This is a genomic window from Psychrobacter immobilis, from assembly GCF_904846175.1.
GTDB lineage: Bacteria > Pseudomonadota > Gammaproteobacteria > Pseudomonadales > Moraxellaceae > Psychrobacter > Psychrobacter immobilis_E.
The window spans coordinates 114,569-133,931 of the sequence record NZ_CAJGZM010000003.1 but is presented as its reverse complement, the minus strand read 5'-3'; the positions used below and the strand labels follow the sequence as shown (position 1 = coordinate 133,931).

Here is a 19,363-nt window from a genome sequence, read left to right as displayed (position 1 = left end):
GTCTATTGATATGAGTAGTTATTTAAATCTATATATTTAAGGAGAATAGCTTTTAAATGGTTTTTAAATGGGTTTTAAAGCTCATCATCTTACTTTTATAATGACTTTAAGAACGCATTCAATTCACTACGCCCTTGTTTATCAAGCTTAAGCACTTTTTGTTTCTGCTTTTCCGCTTCGCCGCCATGCCAAAGTACCGCTTCCATCAGCGTACGGGCACGCCCATCATGTAAAAATGTCGCTTGTGAATCAACGGTTTGCGCAAGCCCAATACCCCATAATGCAGGAGTACGCCATTCATAAGAATTGGCTAAAAACTCAACTTGTAAATCTTTTGATGGTAGCTTGCCAGCAATGGTACGATCAGCAAGATCATTTCCCATGTCATGTAACAATAAATCCGTATAAGGATAAATCACTTGCCCATGCTGCTCAAGATGGTCATCGTCGGTTTTTGGCAACTGATAACGCGGCGTATGGCAACTTTGACAGCCCATATCATAAAAGCGTTTTTTGCCCGCCAGTACTAGCTTGTCATTAGCATTGCGGCGATGCGGCACGGCTAGGTTACGGGTATAAAATTCGACGAATTTTGCTACTTCATCATTGACTTCGATAGGCGGCTTGCCATTACCTTGCTCATCAGCACCAGTTGTCGCATTCATACAAGCGGTCTGCGTCGGCATGCAGGATTCATGCGGACGGATATTCGAGGTCAAACCCATATCCTCATTAAACGCACTTTGGTTTTGAGTAATCAGTTTGGTTTGCCCAGCTTTCCAGCCAAAGCGTCCTAATGCCACTTTACCCGTTTGCGGATCCAGCACCATATTAAATTTGCCACTAATGTCGCTATTAGCGTTATTTGCCTTGATTGCTTGTTTTTTAATAGCTTCGTCTGGAATTTGCTCGAGTAGCCCAAGCCCAATCATCGGTAAGGCAACGCGCGGCGACACCATCAGCTCATCATCAAATCCACCATAACCAGGCTTGGTTAAATTAAAGGTCGGCGCTCGTAACGTCTCGACATGACCATCAGCAAAGGTGACGGGTTTATCTGTCCACTGTACCGCAATGCGCGCTTCAGCAGGAACGCCTTGAATACCGCGGTCTTGCAATTGACCGCCATATATAGGATGTACAACTTTCTCTATCAAGGAATCTTTTAATTTTTGGCGCTGCTCATCGGTGGTCGCAGGCATAGCGAGACGAATCAGCAAGCTATCGGCATCATCTTCACTACTCATTGGCGCATGACCGCGACCGTCTTTGATGTGACACGATTGACAGGCAGCCACGTTAAATAAAGCCCCAAGACCATCACGACTATCGGTACTGGCTGGCGCAACTACCCAAGGTTGCCTAAAAAACGCATTGCCGATAAAGAAAGAGCCTTTGCGTGAAGCGGTGATGTTTGATGAAGGCTTAGAGTAGCTTTCGCTAGTGGTGATACTAATACCGGTATCGCCGCCTTGCTTAATCTCTTGCGCATCAAAACTGGCAAGCTGCTGCATCGGTACGCCAGCTAAAGCTTCAATAGTCTGCAGACGTTCAGAAGTTATATTTTGCGAATGGCTGCTTTCTTGGGTCTTGCTATCATCAGCAGGATTAGCAACATTATCGCTCGGCTGACAAGCGCTTAATGAGAGAGCACATGCTATCCCTAGCGATAGCCTCAATGGCGAGCTGTTAAATATCAAAGAATAATAAGACGCGATAGATTGTTTGGAGGTTAACACATTACTGCTGCTCATAAGGGACCTTAGTTCTGGTATAGAACCATTAAAAACGCGTGCTATAATTTTTTCACTTTTAATCGATAGGCATTTCTATTCGATAAGTATTTGCTGCGCCCTGACCTATCTGACTATTTTAATAGGCTATAAAAAAACACGCTGCCAACAGCGGTCGACAACGTGTTTATTATACCTAAATTATTTTTCTATGAAAATAATTCTCATTAACTTATAGCGACTTATCAGGCACATAAAAGCCAGTATAAAAATAGCTAAAGAAACACTAGCAATTAATACTATTCAATAGGCGCTAGCTTAAAACTGTGAGCCTGCATCGGCGTCTAGGTTGTCAATACCAACGGCTTTTGCCGCATTTTCGATACCAGCGGTCAGCTCTTGTAAGCTTGTGATACTGCTTTCAATCCAACCACGGCGTTTATTTTGCTCTTCAGCAGAAATACCATGCTTGCTTGCTTGTCCTACTGTGGCAATCATTTGATCGACCTTGATACCTTCTTTTTCGCCTTTATCAACAATCACTTTAAAGGCTGCTTCTACTTTGGCAAAGTCAGCCGCGAGCTTATCAGCCGCTTCTGTATTACCGGTATCAATAAGATAATTTTTAACGCCGTATCCGCCGACTGTCTTGCCAGCGACGGTTTTATAGCTGCCATTAAATATATTTTGGATACCGCGGGCATTATTGGCGTAGCTTAAATGGGTCAAATCACTAAAGCATTCGTGCTCATCTTCTGTAGAGCCGGTGACAAAGGCCACTTGTATGCGCTCAGATGCCAGCTCACCAAGCGCTAAACTGCCCATTTGATACATGATTTGACGCAGACCATTTTTATCTTTACGTGCCATCATGTCACTACGTAAAGTGTTTTCGCTATCAGGTTGCCACTCAGCTTCCATCGCGGTTAAATCATCAACCAATAATTGAGTAACCGCTTTTAAATACTGCCCACGGCGCTCACAAATACTGGCATCTGTATTGGTAGTGTCCCCATTGGTACATTCGCCATCGGTCGTTATATAGTCGCTTACCGGACGCTTACCTGCGCCTTCACCGACGCCATTGGTATCTTGACCCCACAGCAGAAACTCAATCGCATGATAGCCGGTCGTAACATTTGCTTCACTGCCACCAATCTCACTCATCTCAGCCAATAACTCAGGCGTAATGGTGCTGGTATCTTGCTTTATGCTACCAACCGTAATGCTGTCACTATTGATAATATTGTCTTTACTGTTATATTCGCCCTCATAACTGTCACTCACATAGTCAATCAACGCTTCATCAAGCGGCCAAGCATTTACCTGCCCTTCCCAGCCATCAATACTAGCTAGCGCTCGTTTATCATTAGCGCTCACAAAGCCTTCGTCAAAGCGGAATATTTCAGTCTGCGAATAAGGCTGGCGCGCTGCTTTATACGCATCTTTGGCGGCATCAAGATTGGCTTGGGTCGGCGTTTCTAGATAAGTATTAACTGCCGTTTGTAAAAGTTTGGCGGTTTCTAAAGAATCTTTATAGGCAGCGTGCGCCATATCAGCATAGCTAATCAGCAGACGATCAATATGAGCTTGGGCGGCAGCTGAAGAGGTTGTAGTAGCGGTATTTTCTGCCCCTTGCGTGTCAGTTTGTGCAGCCGTATTTGCAGTGTCATCAGACTGTTTGCTACAACCTGAGAGCATTAGCATTCCTGCCAGTGCAGCAGCTAAAGTAGTCGGTAAAATTTTACGGCTTGTCGCTGGGCTGATATTCATACACGTCCTCGATGAGATACACTAGATAAAATAGCAAAGTAGAAGTTTAGAGAATTAGAAGGAGAAAATTTAGCAAGGTAAGTAGCAGATATTGTTCAGAGTAAAAATCTTGATTTCACAATATCGTTACGTGCTGGCAGAATTTAATACCTGCGAATTATAATGTTATTGATAACTATTATCAAATATAAATTTAAAAGATTGAACAAATTTTAAGCAAAAAAAAGACCAGCTGTGCGCTGGTCTCTCTTATATAATGTTCTTTATCTGAAGTCATTCAATATTGATTAACGAACGCTATTTGGTGCGTTAACGGTTAGCTCAACACGGCGGTTTTGCTGACGACCATATTCACTGTTGTTATCAGCAACTGGACGCGACTCGCCATAAGCGACTACATTGATACGGTTAGAAGCCACGCCGCGAGCACTTAAATAGTTCGCTACGGCATAAGCGCGTTTACGTGACAAATCCATATTGTAAGCATCAGCACCTTTACTGTCAGTATGACCAGCAATAGTAATGGTGTTTTGGTTGTACTCATTCATCGTAGATGCAAGCTTATCAAGCGTTGGCTTAAATGAATTATTTAAAGTAGCATCATCAAATGAGAACGTGATGTTACCTGGCATAACCAAGTCAATGTTACCGTTAGCATTTGGTGTAACCGTCACGCCAGTACCAGCCATTTGCTGTTGAAGTTGCTTGGCTTGACGATCCATGTAGTAACCAACGCCGGCACCTAATGCGGCACCGATAGCAGCATCACGACCAGTTTTGTCACCACCTGTTGCTTTTGAGATAGTCGCGCCACCAGCTGCACCAGCTAATGCGCCAAGTGCTGACTTATTGATAGTTTGTTGACCAGTATACGGATCAGTGGCACAACCGCTTAGAGCCAAACCTGATGCTACTGCTGCAATCATTAATGTATTACGCATAATATGTCCTCTGAAGTTGAAAAGATCGATAGATAAATTTGCTTTTTATAAATACTGCTTATCAAAGTGACTAGTTTATTATCAAAGTGCTTAGTTTATGAAAATGACTAGTCGTACAATAATTATTATCAATAAACAGTATCGATTAGATGTTTGTCCACACTTGTTATTATTATGGCAATTACCATCCATTTGTGTGTAATATTTTGTCACATCTATGTATGGAAAGTGCATAACTGTCGATAGGTTGTTGATGGTTGACAAGGCTAATTTGTTACCGCAAGTCACGTTTACAGTCGTACACTCTAATTTTTTTCTGCTAAAATCACTCTGTATAATAATGAGTAAAGAGAGAATTTTATAATAATAAGTAGCATAACAACCAAACTTATATAAGGTTTCGGCTACCGTTAATTTTTAAAAGTATTTTTACAGCATCAAAAACCATTTTGACGTTCTCTGAAAAAGAATAATTCAAAACTAGCGGTCTAAAGCTAACCATTAAAAAAAGAAAGTTTGAAAGACTGAACGATTCGTGAAATTAACAGGAAGGGATTGGATATGCGCTTGAACGCAGCTATGCAAAAAATACATACACGAGCCCCAAAGTTGGGAAAAGCCATGTCGCTTGCGGCAGCAACTGGGGTAATCGCTGCGAATAGCTTTGGTGGAAGCATTCCATTATGGCTAATGGGCGTTGGTAAAATCGTTACGGGCGCTCCTATCGCCGACAAGACGGTGATTAAAATCGCCAATCATTGGATTAGCAGCAATAATGCGTTAATCGATACTATTTTGCCTCGTAAAGACTGGCGCATTCATCTACCTGACGATGTCCATATGGACGGTAAATACCTGCTCGTTAGTAACCATCAATCATGGGTGGATACCAGTATCGTGCAATATATCAGTGAAAAACGCTTGCCACTGACCCGCTTTTTTACTAAGTTTGAGCTTATTTATATTCCTATCGTTGGGCAGGCGTTTTACTTTTTGGACTTCCCAATGATGCGCCGACATTCTAAAGAAGCCGTTGCTAAGAACCCTGCGCTTCAAGGTAAAGATATCGAAGAAGCCAAGCGTGCTTGTACATTGTTAAAAGACAAACCCTTTACCTTGTTAAACTATTTAGAAGGCACGCGCTTTACTCAAGAAAAACACGATAAGCAAAACTCACCCTATACTCATCTATTAAAACCACGTGCTGGTGGTTTGTCATTGGCGATTAATGCTTTGGGCGCTGATGTCGATGGCATTTTAGATATGACCATCGTCTACCCTGACGGCGTGCCAAGCTATGGTGATTTGTGGAAAGGTAATATCAAACGCTTAGGCGTCGATGTTCGCCATATTGAAATACCTGACGAGCTGTCGACTGGCATTCAAAACGGTGGTTATGAAAACGATGACGCAGTTAAGGCACAAATGTTTGAATGGGTTGAGCAAATTTGGCGACAAAAAGACAAACGCATCACGGAGATGCTTGCTGAATTTAATGACACAGTGGTTAATGACAAAGCGGTTAATGACGTGGCGGTTGATAAAACGCACCAAGCTTAAAACAATACGAAAAACACTCTACTCTTTCAGTCGGCTAAAATGGCCGACTGATTTTTATGTAAAAAGATAATGGCTAAAATACCAAATTATAATGGTAGATGGCTTGTTTTTTGGCATGATTCATTGATAATGTGAATAGCCATTAAAACTCGTTGTTTATTTGGTAGTGATTGGCATAAAGCGATTCACTACTAATGCCATTTACTACTTAATAAGGTATGACTGTGCCCGCCTCTTCTACTACCAGCGCGCCTCTACAATCAACGCCAACATGTATTCAGTCCTCAGACGTATCGAACAGTACGCCACCAAGACCAAACCGTCCCAAGCCCAATCGCTTGAAGCTGACCTATGATATCGTCATGATTATCGCCATCAGTATTGATTTATTATTAATCAGTATTGACGCTATTTTGATGAGTAATTTTAGTAGTAATACAGCGCAGTGGTTGAGCCTGAGCGAAGCATTAAACTGGTATCAAAATCATATTCATGATTCGTTGCGGACAGCCGGCGGTTTCTTTACGCTATTCTTAATTGCAGAGCTACTGTTACGCTGGGCGATTGCCATTAAAGAAAAGGTCTATTACCGCTGGTTCTTTTTCCCTTTTGTACATTGGTATGAAGTGTTAGGCTGTTTTCCGCAGCTGCGCGCCCTGCGTTTATTTCGCGCGGTAATTATCGGACGCCGATTATATCAGTTGGGTTATCAAGTATTGCCACAGCCGTGGATTAACCGCATTAACTTTTATATCGACTTACTCTTAGAAGAGCTGTCTGACCGCGTCATCTTAACGACCATTCAGACTTTCCGGCAACAGCTCACCGATCCTAACACTCATAAATCATTTATTGAATCTACCATCGCGCGCAATCGCAACGAGATTGAGGCGGCGGTGCTATCGCTATTGCGTAAAGAGCTGGCACCGAAACTCCAAGCAATGACCGAGTCATCGGGCGGCGGCACCATTATTGCCACTGAAATGGGCAATGCCATTAAAGAAGGGTTAGCCAATACGCCTGAGCTACGCCGCTACCTGCGTATGATACCCATTGCTGGTACTTTAATTGAATCCCAGCTTCAGCATGTCGGGCATAATATTGGTAAAAACGTGGTATATGCGCTTAACGAGCGTCTTCTTGACGCCGAACGTATCGACGCTTTGATGGTCGCTATTGCCAGCGGTGTCGCTCAAATCGATACCGACAACAGCGCGCTTGATACATTAATTTCAAGCATTATCGCCGATGGTTTGGATGAGTTTGAAGCCCAAATAAAGGTGCAGCAGTGGAAGCATCAGGACATGCTTAATTTATAGTGTTTTTAATAAGAATTAGATTTTTTGCTAGCCATACTTTGATGCTAGATGCCGAGGCAAAAACGGCACCTTGAACAGCGCAATACGACCATTTTTGAGGATTTATATTATGACGATTTCAGACAATGACCAACAAGCCCTAGCCTCACCTAACACGCTAGCCTTAGCCTTTTATGGCAAGATGCTAACCTTCTCACGGGTACAGTTTAGCACCGATGATTTTACGGCGATTGCCAGTCAGCTTGAAACCACACTCAGTAACAAGAACAGCAATATCCCAGTATTGATTGACAGTGAAGTTGAGCAAGATTTATCGGCGTTGGTAGAGCTGCTTTGGTCGTGGGGTTTGCAACCTATCGGCGTGGTCACTGGTTTACTTGACGCCCAAGCACGCGAGCTACGCTTGGCGATATTCCCCGCTGATGGCAAGCGTATCGAGCGTATTTTACCAAGTAAAAAAGCCACTACTCAGCTGAGCCAAGTAGCAACCTCTAAAGACAGCGCACAGTCGACACCTGCTAACGACTCTGCAAGCTCTACTGCCGATAATAATGGCTCAACAGCAGAACACCAAACTGTTGCAGCAAGCGCGATACCTGAAGTAGCCGAAACCACCTTGACTGCTGAAACGCTTATCAGCGCTGAGCACATTACCAGCCTCATCTATGATCAAATGCTGCGCTCAGGGCAAAGCCTCAACCATGTTGGCGGCGATTTGATTTTGACCAATAGTGTCAACAGCGGCGCTGAAGCCATTACCGACAATAACTTACATGTTTATGGTCGTGCCCAAGGTCGCTTAGTCGCAGGCGCAACTGGCGATAAAGACGCGCGTATTTTCTGCCAAGTATTTAACCCATCATTGGTATCAGTCGCTGGTACGTATTGCTTACGCGACAACCTACCCGAACATGTGATTGATAAGTCAGTTGAAGTGCGTTATTTAGAAGGCGAAGGCTTGGTCTTTACCGTCATGGACAACGCTTAAGCTGTGTATAAAGTTACAATTTCTTAAAAGTCAGTTTTATTGGTATCAGTTTAGATAAACGGGGTTATAGGGACTCATTCGACCTATGAAATGCTTGATTAATAGTGTGGTAAGTTTATTTAACAAAACTGCGCTATGATGAATTTTTAGCTCTGCCACTATTTACGCTACACTATACATATGGGCTTCAAACACAAATATTAGATGGCTCTTTAACTATTTAATATCTGTACTTACAGCGAGCATAAATATTATGTATCCGCTGTTTTTGTGCTCAAATACAGACTCGCTATAAGTTTTTGTATATTTATGCTAGGCTTACGCTCGCAGATAGAACATATACGCTAGGTAAACGACGAGTAATTGTGCTACTTTACATCCATGCTGTTTCATCTAAAATTTTTTATCTAATAAATATCCCATCAATTCATAGGAGTGTGCCATTGTGGCGAAGATTGTTGTAATCACTTCGGGTAAAGGCGGTGTGGGCAAAACCACAACCAGTGCTTCTTTTGCCGCCGGTTTAGCATTACGTGGCTATAAGACGGTTGTTATCGATTTTGATGTAGGCTTACGTAATCTAGACTTGATTATGGGCTGCGAAAATCGAATTGTTTATGACTTTGTCGATGTCATCAATGGTAGTGCACGCCTATCGCAAGCCTTGGTTAAAGACAAGCAACTGGAAAATCTATATATCCTGCCTGCCAGTCAGACGCGTGATAAAGATGCGTTGACGGACGAAGGCGTAGCAGAGGTTATGGACGAGCTATCGAAGCAATTTGACTATATCATCTGTGACTCACCTGCTGGTATCGAACGTGGTGCGCAGCTGGCAATGTATCATGCTGATGAAGCTATTATCGTGACCAACCCTGAGATTTCTTCCGTACGTGACTCGGACCGTATTATTGGTATCTTACAAAGCCAAACCAAAAAAGTGATTGAAAATCAAGGAACGGTACGTGAGCATCTGATTATCACCCGCTATAATGCTGACCGTGCAGCAGCTAACGAGATGATGGATATCGATACCATCTCTAACGATATTCTAAAAGTGCCGTTACTTGGCGTAGTTCCTGAGAGTCATTCAGTGCTTGAAGCTTCTAACCATGGTGAGCCAGTGATTCATTATACCGACTCTGTGGCAGGTCAATGTTATGACGATATCGTCGCCCGTTTCTTAGGAGAAGAGCGACCATTACGTCATATTGATGTGAAGAAAAAGAGTCTACTACAGCGCTGGTTTGGGGGTTAATAATGAGTAAGAAAAAAGGATTTTGGAGTAGCCTATTCGGTACTGACGACGGCAATAACACTGGCAGCGCCAATATGGCCACTGAACGTCTAAAGGTTATCGTTGCAAGCGAAAATCGCTTAAATAATCGCCTAACCGCTGACCGTATCGAAAAAATGAAACGTGAAATACTAGAAGTGGTTAATAAGTATGTCAACGGTGTGCAGATTGATGATGTCAATATCAACCATCGCTCTGAAGACAGCTTAGATGTACTTGAGATGAATATCAGTTTACCTGAGCATAAAAAGTAGACTGATTTATTTTATAGGTATTCACTATATTATAGATAAACTCATATTTTTACTGCAATAAAGAAAAGCCCTAAGTATCATATATACTCAGGGCTTTTTTATATGCTTATTTTTTATGTATAACTCGTTATTTTATACGCGCCATAAGATTGTCTTTTTTGATAAACTGATGGTATAAAGCGGCGCCAATATGAATCACGGTAAAGGCAATAATCATTGGCCATAAAATATCCGTGTGCCAATCATTAAAAATTCGAGCTAAGCCCCTATCTGGCGTCACAAATACGGGAATTTGGAATAAGCCAAATATGTCAACTTCTCTACCGCCATAGACGGACATCAGTAGGCCTGCTGTTGGCATCGCGATTAATAAGGCGTATAAGAAAAAGTGTGATAACTGTGAGAGTAGCATCTGCCATCTTGGCATAGCAACTGCTGGCGGCGGTTTAGTAAACATACGATTGATGACGCGTGCAATCATCCAAAACAATAAACTGACCCCAAATGCCTTATGTAATCCAATATAAACTTTACTATCAAGATTGTCATATAAAAGGATCATGACCCAAGTGACCAGTAATAAAATAGCGCTAATCCAATGAAAAACTCGACTAGCGAGCGACCACTTTGTCAGATTCGAATTAATGTTATTCATAGTGTACTTTATCATCCCTATTGTTCATTGGTACTCATAAGTGCTAATTGACGCTTACTAATACTGCTAGACTGATATTGTTAAACTTATATTGCTAGACTGATATTGTTAAATAACGATTGGCTGATAAAGAAACACCCTAAACAATCTTAGGGCTGAAGATAAAAAACTATTTTAAACAATATAATCATGAGCAAATTAGCTGTCTAAATCAACCAATTGATGGGCGATTTTATCCAAATCCGGCACCATGTATAGCGTGTTATCAATCATAACCGTTTGAAATAGGTAGGATAGCACAACATCTTCTTGTACGCGTTCCTGAACATCATCGATTTTGTCATCTGTTTTAATGAAATGCTCAGGCAGGTCGATATCTTTGACATCAGAGATACGCGCCTGAAGTTGGCGCAGCTCGCCTGCCGTCTGTAGCGCAATACGGTGCGCAGAGGTATTACCTTCTAAGACAATCATTTTGTCCGGCGTTTGATGGCGCGGCATTAGATGGAAGACAGCGACTTCTTGTTGTTGCCATTCATAATTCCATGTATGTTCGCTACATTCATCGACACTCAAAATTAAACTGCTAGGAATAATCCAGTCCGGTTGGTCAACAGCAGGAACAATCGTCACATCGAGCATACCATTATTGGTGGTCAGTAAGCTCACTGCCTCAAACGAATGCTTTAAAATCTGTTTCATAAGTCGCTCACAATAAATGAATCCGAAGAGGCGCTTGCCGCCTTTTCAGCAATATAATCGGTAAGTCTTTCTGCTAATGCGGTGGGGGTACCGACAAACTGACAATACCCTGAATCAATAATCGCTTGGGGCTGACTTGGGCAAGTACTTAGACTTGGGTCTTGCGCCCACAATTGACTGTCATTATCTTGGATTAAATCCAGATACTGCGTACCATCGTTACCCATACCGGAAAAGATAATATTGATAAGCTCACTGCCATAAACATCGCTAGTATTTTTAAGAATTTGACCAATAGCAGGTTTATAGTCGCCCTCCCACGCTTGATCCAATAAAATGATACGCCCAGTTGAATCGCAAACTATTTGTTTATCAATCGGTACAATCAAACATTGACCAGCACGCAGGCGCTGCGAGGAGGTAATCATCTGACAACGCCACTCATTATGGCGATTTAATATACGCGGTAAGGTACTAATCATCGTTTGATTAAAATGATGAGCTAATAAAATACTCACAGGTAGTACGGGTGACAAATGGTCTAAAAACTCTTTGACCGCACTAGGCCCACCCATAGAAGCACCTAAAAATACCACATAATGCCAGTCATTGGCTTCATTTTCATAGGCAGTATTTTTCTCATATGGGATCTTATCAACTAGCATGGGTAAAGACAGCATTTGAGCAAGCTTACGCTTTAGTTTACGCTGCCACTTGGCATACTGCTGTGCCTCATTGAGATACGGTGCTTTACTAAAACCTACTAAAACGGCGGTAGGTTTGGAAGCGGCTGTCGCTAGCGCCATATCATTATCGTAATCATCGTCGATTAACCAAATATCTATAGGCGCTGCATAGCTTTTGAGTTTTTCTTGCAACTGTACCCGTGATACGCAGTCGACCAGCTGTAAACCACAACTACGCACCGTATCAGAAAAAGCCATACGCTGCTGATGGTCTTCTGCGACCACCAGCACTTTGATATCGCTTTTATGTTTATCTTTTAGCGTCATCGCGCTTAAACTATCCTTCATTGACTAGGCTAGCCTCTTTACCCAATAGAGTTTCAATCTTACTAAGCAGCTGATTTTCTTGGAAAGGCTTGCCCATATAGTCATTAACTCCAATCTCAAGCGCACGCTCACGATGTTTTTCACCCGTACGCGAGGTAATCATAATAATAGGCAGATGTTGCAAACGTTTATTATGGCGGACTTGGGTTGCGACTTCGAAACCATCCATGCGCGGCATCTCGATATCGAGTAGCATCAAGTCTGGCGTTGTCTCTTGTAGAATCTCAAGCGCATCGATACCATCTTTGGCAAGTACCACGTTGAAACCTTGACGCTCCAAGAAACGTGAGGTGACTTTTCGTACTGTGACCGAGTCATCGACCACTAAGATAGTGGCTTTAGACTCTGTGCTACTGCGCCCTGTAAGCGCAGGTTTTACTACTTCTTTCACTAAAGAGGCATTACGCATCAATGCAATCAAATCAAGGATAAGCATTACCGAACCGTCACCCATGATGGTCGCCGCTGAAATACCTGATAAATTCGAGAACTGTTGCCCCAAAGGTTTTACCACCACTTCAATACGCGAGCCAGCGATTTGATCGACCTGTAGCGCCATATTCTGTCCACTACGGTTTTTGATAATGATAAGTGGCACGCTGGTATTGGTATTGACGACCAGCTCATTTAACTTATTACCAGATAAAATCTCATTTAAATAACGAACACGATAATCGGTATCTTCAAAATTAAGCGTGGCAGCGCCTGATTGATAATAGTCATAAATCTTTTCTGGATTGATACGCACAACACGCTCAATCTGTACCAGTGGTATCGCATAGTAACGGTCTGCGGCGCGTACTACCAAAGCATCAGAGACGGCAACGGTAAGTGGCACACGCATCGTAAAGCGAGAGCCTTTATCAAGCTCTGATACCACTGATACTGACCCACCTAGCTGACGAATTTCACTTATCACAACGTCCATTCCGACACCGCGACCTGATATTTGCGTGACTTGCTTACTGGTAGTTAAACCGGCATTGAAGATGTACTGCATGATATCAAGGTCGCTTAGCGAGGTATCTTCTGCATCAATCAAACCTTGAGAAACAGCTTTATCACGTACCGCCTCTACATCAATTCCGCGCCCATCATCGGTTAATTGGATAATGATTTCACTACCTTCGCGCAGTATCTCTAAAGTAATTTGTCCACTACGCTCTTTGCCCGCCTCTAGGCGCGTTGCAACCGTTTCAATCCCATGATCGACAGCATTACGTAACATGTGCTCAAGCGGCGAGGTAATGCGCTCTAAAATGGTTCTATCCATTTCATCATCAGCATTGATAATCTTTAGCTCAACCGACTTATTAAGCTCGTTGGCTGTCTGACGTACGATACGCTCAAGCCTTGGCGTCAGACGCGTAAACGGCACCATACGCGAGTTCATCAAGCCATCTTGCAGCTCAGTTTGCGTGCGCGATAGCTGTAGCAACAGACTTTCACTATCGCGGGTTTTTTCTAATAAAGTATGGTTAATATCAACCAAATCCGACGCCGATTCTGTCAAAGATTTTGACAACTGATTCAACGAAGAATACTGATCCATCTCTAGAGGATCAAAGCCTTCATGATTGACCAATTCGTCATCAATTTGAGATAAAATCTGCGCTTCAAGCTCAATCTCCATTCGGCGTAACTGATCCGCCAAACGTTGTACGGTCATGCCCATCTCTTCAATACTATTGGTCAAGCTACTCATACCCATATCGATACGTGCACGGTTAATCGCCGACTCGCCCGATAGATTAATCATGTGTTCAATCAGGCCACCTGAGATACGAATCATCTCATTATTATTGGTGTTCTGTTCTTGCTCAGCAGTATCAGCCACCATCAGTGGCATCTCACTAATATCCTTTTGAATATAGGTCGATTCTTGCTTTTCTTTCGCCAAAAGAATGGCGTCACGCTGCGGTTGCAATGACTCTTTTGGTATTTGCTTTAAACTATCTGGATTTTTACTAAACTGCTGTAATGCTTCAATCAATAAATCAGGGGTTGGCGGATTCACCTGCTGCGATAAAATGAACACGGCATCTGCCAGCCAATCATGACAAGCAACCAAAAGCTCTAAGACTTTTTTGGTAGCAGGACGGCGACGATCGACAAAGTCGGTATAAACAGATTCCATTTCATGGGCAAGATTCGCAATACCACTTGCGGTAACCATACGTGCGCCACCTTTAAGGGTGTGCAAGTCACGCTGTAGCGCCTGTAATGCGACCATATCGCCCGCATCACTTAAAAATAGCTGCAGGTATTCGTTACGGTTGGTCAGTGCTTCTGCTTCTTCTAAGAATACTTCCAAGATATCAGGATCTGGCAAGCCATTTGCCCATGATTGCTGAATGATTCTATCTAGATTTAAGCTATCTGTGGTTTTTTCTATACGATGGGTATACTCATCGGCCAGTATTTTCGTGTCAGCCTCAACATGATTTTTTGGCATCGGCACAATAAGTTTTACGATCTCTGGAAGTACGGTTGCCTTTTCAAAGTGCTGCAGCTGCTTAATCAGCTCAGGCGTAAGAAACGATTGTTGATAGCGGACAATGTGCGCTACTTGCAGTGACAGTGTGTCTTGTACGACTTGCATAATCTCAAGCCACTGCGCAGTTGGCACTCGTCTTTTTTCTACAAATGCTTCATAAATATTTTCAGCCTCATGGGTCAGGTCACCAATACTACGGATACCTGCCATACGTGCGCCACCTTTGATGGTATGTAGGTGACGTTGCAAGACTTTTAAAGTATTAATATTGCTGATGTCAGCACGCCATTTACTAAAGCTATCATTAAGCGCATCATCAAGCTCTTGTGCTTCTTCCAAAAATATTTCTAGCAGCTCGATATCGGTATCAATGGTCTCAAGCTCAAGCTCTGATGCAGCGATACTCTGTACGCTAGCATTAGCCTCTGAATCCGTATGAATGTCTAGATCTTTAATAACCACTTCATCAGTATTGTCGTCGCCTTGAGAAATACTTTGTAATTGCTGTAGCACTTGCTCATCAATTTTTAACGAGGTGCTACCTGCTAAAGCATCAAATAAACCGACTAACTGCGCATGTCCTGCGAGTAAGATAGCTTGGATATCACTATCACGAGACTTCTCGGGATGATGGCTTAAATAAGCATAAGCATTACCCAGCTCGTTGAGAATGGTGGTAAATTTCGGGAAATCTTGAGTCTTGCTGGTCAAATGTTTTATTTGTGAAATTTGCTGCGCTATATAAGCTTTAACTTGCTCACGGTCTGGCTGCTCAAAGGCGGCTTCTAGCTGCCATTCCGCATCTAGTAATTCATTGATATTATCATCCAACAATTGGTTTATCGTTGGCTTATCATCAGCTATGACCTCATTATCGTTGATGCCATACTGCTCACCAAGCATGGCTTGCAAAGAGGCGATGTCTTGCAAAGAGGCGATGTCTTGCTGACTTTGCATATCTTCTAACGAAACATCCTGCTCTTGAACGTTTTGCTTATAGTTATCCAGTTTATAATTATCTAAATAGCCCTCAATAAGTGTCACAGACTGAGCAAGGGCTTTTAAATGCTGAGCATTCATTGGCGTATCTTGCTGCTGCAGCTGCTCTAAACTTTGCTCTATCGTCGCGCCAACATCACTAATCGCTGTCAATGCGCTAGAGCCAGACGCTGCCCTCAAGGTGTGAAACGCCCGCACAATCTCATCACTCACCGCAACAAAAGGCTCATCCTGATGACGAATAACAAAGTCGTTAATACTTTCTAACAACTCTTCTGCTTCTTCAATGAAAATATCAAAAAAGGCTTGTTCTTCTTCAGTTTGTGGCGTCAAAACAATCGGGGCTTCTGCCATTTTTTCATTTACTGAATGAATGGTTTGCAACATGCTGTCAATTTTATCGGTGTTATCGAGATTCTCAATATTACTGTGGTCAGCGTTGCTCTCATCAGCAAAACCATCCTGAGCACTTTGATTTGTGCTTGATTCAGAAGACTGTGCAGGATTGCTTAGTAATTGTTGGTACAATGCAGGGTAACTGAACTCATCACCAAGCTGCTTGCTATAAGCCTGAGCACACGCGACCCATAACGGCATGATAGTAGGGTAATCTTGGCTGTTATTTTCAAAGATAGTCAACAATGCAGGATAAGCGGCTAATACATCACCGATAAGCTGCTGGATATCAGTCGAAGCTGTAATGCTATTGTCTAAAATACGGTTAAGCATATTTTCTGTCGACCACGCCAGCTCAGCACTGGTATTAGCGCCGACCATACGCCCCGAACCTTTTAAGGTATGGAAACCGCGACGAATATCAGTTAACTGACTTAGGTCATCAGGAGTAAGCTGCCAATGCTCATATAAAGGAACGATTTCCTCTAAGACCTCATTGGCTTCTTCTAAAAATATCTCTTTAATATCAGGATCGGCATCGTCAGCATCCATCGGCAACGGCTGGGCTGCTAACATAAATGGTTGCAATGCAGCAGGTATTTCTAACCCTGTTAATGAGTTAGAAATACTTTTTTCAGTATCTTGCACAGCGTGGTTCACGCCATCAACTGTATATGGGCTATCTATTTCCTCAATGTCTAAGCTTGCTTCATCTGACAATAGAGTTTCTTCTATTAAAGAACTGTCTTTCTCAATATCAGCTATAGAAGATATTACTTCGGATTTTTCTAACCCCGTATTAATAGGTTGCTGGTTCATTAAATTATTGCTTTGTACAAGCGTAATCGCAGGATCAAAGCTTGGTGATTTCTGTGCTTCAAAGTCATTAAGCATCATTGGTAGACGTTTGGTGGTTTCTATGACCAATTCGACGACTTCATCGGTCACTGGCAGTGTTTTGTCTAGCAAACGATTAAGCAGGTTCTCAATAGACCATGCCATCTCACTGATGCTAAAAGCGCCAACCATACGCCCTGAACCTTTCAAGGTATGGAATCCTCTGCGTACTTCTGTTAATGGCGTCAAATCTTGCGCATCTTGCTGCCAAATTGGTAAGAAGTCTTCTAAATCAGCAACAACCTCTGTAACCTCTTCGATAAAAATCTCACGAATATCTTCATCAATATCAAAGTTATCAGGCTTAAGCTGACTACGAGCATTTAATAACACAGCGCTTTCTGTTTTATCATTGCTACTAGAGTCATTAAGATTATTGGCGTTATCATTATCATCGCTATCAACCTCAGTTTCTAAAACTAAGTCAATAACGCCGTCATCATTAATACTAGGTGCAATTTCACCGCTATCGTCGTAGCGCAGTACATCATTTGCAGCCAGTTTCTGGGTCAAAAAAGTATCATTAATCGTTTCAGGCGCGTCGATATAGCCACTAAGCAATGTATTCGCTTTATCAATATAGGTATTTGCTTGTTCTAATAAGGATTGATCGAAAACTTGCACTTGCTGCGCCAAATAATCGAGTAATAGCTCAATAGAAGTTAAACCTTCTGCCAACGCTTCAGTGACATCCCAGCTGAGCACGTTAATTTCATGGGTGTTTAATTGTTCAAATATATCGGCTATTTTATCTGTCGTTTGACCAATTTCTGGCAATCCCATACTATCAAAGGCTTGGCTAATTTTATTAAAATCTGCCGAGTTTGATAATAGCTCTAGCTGCTGGCGTTGAATATAATCACTAAAGCCTTGTTTGAGGTCTTCGACCGCAATACGTAACTCACGCAGCTCTTTATCACTGGCATTAATTTGGCGGCTAGTTTCTGCTTGCAAACCTTCGACACTAGAAAAATCATTCTTAGCAACAACTCCAGATAGAGAAGTAGAAGAAACAGCATTTCCTATCTTACTAGCAATAACTTGCTCGGTATTGTAGATAGCATCATATAACTCTTGGAGGCGACGCTCAATTTGCCCCTGTTGCTGTGTATATTCTTGCGTCGATGCGGCTTCTGTAGATAAACTTTGTTTTATATCAGTTGAGATTGAGCTAGCTTGTGACGCAAACAGTTTCCAACCACGACTCTCAAGTTGACTGCTTATTTGTTGTAGCGGTTGTAATAGAGTATGAGATTTATCAAGGTTAAAGATAAGGGTTTCAATATTACTTAATACGCGAGGTAAAAAACGTGACTCCGTATCTAACTGCGACACGTGATGCAGGATAGCTTGAGACTGTTCGCTATGAGTAACAAGGCTACTTAACTCAATATAAATATTTTCTATTGAGTTATTAATAACACTACTCAATATCTGGTTTTGATGCGCGCAGGACTCTATCAGCGTATCTAACTGACTTAATAACCCAGCATAATGCTTAGGTAACGGGCTGTCATTATGAGCTAGGTCATGTAGCCAAGTTTCAGTCAAATACCAAAGACGCTGTAAATCTGTATCTGCTGTGGTTTGCCATAAATAGCGACTGACCTTTTCTAAAACAGCCAATATCGAAGAAGTATTGCTGTTAGCTGCTAGCAATGCTTGTACTTGCTGACGCCAAACCAATAACAACTGCTGATATTGATCACGGTCTAAATTCGCCGTTGTTGTAATAGCAGGTAGATTAATATCAATGTATTCGTTATCTAGAGCGCTAGTAGAATGCTCATCTTCAGCGTGCAGCAATGCAAGATGATCCATCGCTACATCAAAGTGGGTTAAGACTTGCGTTAACTCCGACGAGATTTTATTGACCAAAACAGTATGGTAGCCACCTGTACGCGCATAGTAGGCAATCTCACGCGCCAGCAGTCGATGAGCCATCTGAGCGATACGGTTTTTATCTGTACCTAATCTAGCTTCAACATCTATTTCAGGGTTATCTTTAAGATCTGCTTTTGAATCAAAACCACCCGCTGCTAACAAACTTAGCTTGTTGGCTAAGCTTGCCAAGGCAGGCAAGTTAATCATGGTTAAAGCGCCACCAATCTGATGATAGCTCTTTGCTATCTCTTCATAATCAGCGCTTTTTTCACCTAATTGCCAGCCATCAGCTACTTGTGATAATTGCTGATTAAACAGTGGTAATAACCACTCAAACGTCACCATGTCATTGGGCTGGTTCTTCATAGATGTATCCTAACTCGTCTAGGTGTTAA

The 19,363-nt window shown here is 42.3% G+C and carries 12 protein-coding genes; 5 read left to right on the top strand and 7 right to left on the bottom strand.

Annotation, left to right across the window (positions count from 1 at the left end; translation table 11 throughout):
- Positions 1 to 95: 95 nt before the first annotated feature.
- From JMW39_RS05105 to JMW39_RS05095, 3 genes are all read right to left on the bottom strand, one after another.
- Positions 96 to 1,754 carry a di-heme oxidoredictase family protein gene (locus JMW39_RS05105; protein WP_201544502.1) on the bottom strand — a complete coding sequence of 553 codons (1,659 nt, stop codon included), beginning with the start codon at positions 1,752 to 1,754 and terminating at the stop codon, positions 96 to 98.
- Positions 1,755 to 2,051: 297 nt separating this feature from the next.
- Entirely contained in the window at positions 2,052 to 3,506 is a 1,455-nt protein-coding gene (locus JMW39_RS05100; protein WP_201544500.1) for an imelysin family protein, read from the bottom strand.
- 287 nt (positions 3,507 to 3,793) lie between these two features.
- Positions 3,794 to 4,447, bottom strand: coding sequence for an OmpA family protein (locus JMW39_RS05095; protein ID WP_201544498.1), 654 nt, complete (start codon positions 4,445 to 4,447; stop codon positions 3,794 to 3,796).
- A 561-nt stretch (positions 4,448 to 5,008) separates the two neighbouring features.
- Here JMW39_RS05095 and JMW39_RS05090 point away from each other — a divergent pair.
- The 5 genes from JMW39_RS05090 (at position 5,009) to minE (ending at position 9,865) form a co-directional block, all read left to right on the top strand.
- Positions 5,009 to 6,007: an acyltransferase gene (locus JMW39_RS05090; RefSeq protein WP_201544496.1), complete on the top strand. Its 999-nt coding sequence runs from the start codon at positions 5,009 to 5,011 to the stop codon at positions 6,005 to 6,007.
- Positions 6,008 to 6,231: 224 nt separating this feature from the next.
- The gene (locus tag JMW39_RS05085; RefSeq protein WP_201544494.1) at positions 6,232 to 7,326 is read left to right on the top strand and encodes a hypothetical protein; all 1,095 of its coding nucleotides are present in this window, start codon (positions 6,232 to 6,234) and stop codon (positions 7,324 to 7,326) included.
- Positions 7,327 to 7,435: 109 nt separating this feature from the next.
- Positions 7,436 to 8,314, top strand: a complete 879-nt coding sequence (gene minC / locus JMW39_RS05080; RefSeq protein WP_201544492.1) for a septum site-determining protein MinC — start codon at positions 7,436 to 7,438, stop codon at positions 8,312 to 8,314.
- Positions 8,315 to 8,759: 445 nt separating this feature from the next.
- On the top strand, positions 8,760 to 9,572 hold the full coding sequence (gene minD / locus JMW39_RS05075; RefSeq protein ID WP_201544490.1) for a septum site-determining protein MinD: 813 nt from the start codon (positions 8,760 to 8,762) through the stop codon (positions 9,570 to 9,572).
- Between the two features lie 2 nt (positions 9,573 to 9,574).
- Complete coding sequence (gene minE, locus JMW39_RS05070; protein ID WP_201544488.1) at positions 9,575 to 9,865, top strand: cell division topological specificity factor MinE; 291 nt, start codon at positions 9,575 to 9,577, stop codon at positions 9,863 to 9,865.
- A gap of 127 nt (positions 9,866 to 9,992) precedes the next feature.
- Here the strand turns inward: minE and JMW39_RS05065 are convergent, their stop codons facing one another.
- The 4 genes from JMW39_RS05065 to JMW39_RS05050 all read right to left on the bottom strand — a co-directional run bounded on the left by JMW39_RS05065 (position 9,993) and on the right by JMW39_RS05050 (position 19,334).
- Positions 9,993 to 10,520 carry a cytochrome b gene (locus JMW39_RS05065; protein WP_201544486.1) on the bottom strand — a complete coding sequence of 176 codons (528 nt, stop codon included), beginning with the start codon at positions 10,518 to 10,520 and terminating at the stop codon, positions 9,993 to 9,995.
- Between the two features lie 198 nt (positions 10,521 to 10,718).
- Positions 10,719 to 11,222 (bottom strand): hypothetical protein, encoded by a 504-nt coding sequence (locus JMW39_RS05060; RefSeq protein WP_201544484.1) that lies wholly within the window; start codon positions 11,220 to 11,222, stop codon positions 10,719 to 10,721.
- Complete coding sequence (locus tag JMW39_RS05055) at positions 11,219 to 12,256, bottom strand: chemotaxis protein CheB (protein WP_201544482.1); 1,038 nt, start codon at positions 12,254 to 12,256, stop codon at positions 11,219 to 11,221. Before JMW39_RS05055 ends, JMW39_RS05060 begins: the two co-directional genes overlap by 4 nt.
- Entirely contained in the window at positions 12,246 to 19,334 is a 7,089-nt protein-coding gene (locus JMW39_RS05050; protein ID WP_201544480.1) for an Hpt domain-containing protein, read from the bottom strand. Before JMW39_RS05050 ends, JMW39_RS05055 begins: the two co-directional genes overlap by 11 nt.
- Between the last annotated feature and the right edge of the window lie 29 nt (positions 19,335 to 19,363).

Bases quoted from the DNA above. Each gene is read 5' to 3' on its own strand.
- JMW39_RS05100 (WP_201544500.1), bottom strand. From the start codon at position 3,506: ATGAATATCAGCCCAGCGACAAGCCGTAAAATTTTACCGACTACTTTA.
- JMW39_RS05105 (WP_201544502.1), bottom strand. From the start codon at position 1,754: ATGAGCAGCAGTAATGTGTTAACCTCCAAACAATCTATCGCGTCTTAT.
- JMW39_RS05065 (WP_201544486.1), bottom strand. From the start codon at position 10,520: ATGAATAACATTAATTCGAATCTGACAAAGTGGTCGCTCGCTAGTCGA.
- JMW39_RS05055 (WP_201544482.1), bottom strand. From the start codon at position 12,256: ATGAAGGATAGTTTAAGCGCGATGACGCTAAAAGATAAACATAAAAGC.
- JMW39_RS05095 (WP_201544498.1), bottom strand. From the start codon at position 4,447: ATGCGTAATACATTAATGATTGCAGCAGTAGCATCAGGTTTGGCTCTA.
- minE (WP_201544488.1), top strand. From the start codon at position 9,575: ATGAGTAAGAAAAAAGGATTTTGGAGTAGCCTATTCGGTACTGACGAC.
- JMW39_RS05050 (WP_201544480.1), bottom strand. From the start codon at position 19,334: ATGAAGAACCAGCCCAATGACATGGTGACGTTTGAGTGGTTATTACCA.
- JMW39_RS05090 (WP_201544496.1), top strand. From the start codon at position 5,009: ATGCGCTTGAACGCAGCTATGCAAAAAATACATACACGAGCCCCAAAG.
- minC (WP_201544492.1), top strand. From the start codon at position 7,436: ATGACGATTTCAGACAATGACCAACAAGCCCTAGCCTCACCTAACACG.
- JMW39_RS05060 (WP_201544484.1), bottom strand. From the start codon at position 11,222: ATGAAACAGATTTTAAAGCATTCGTTTGAGGCAGTGAGCTTACTGACC.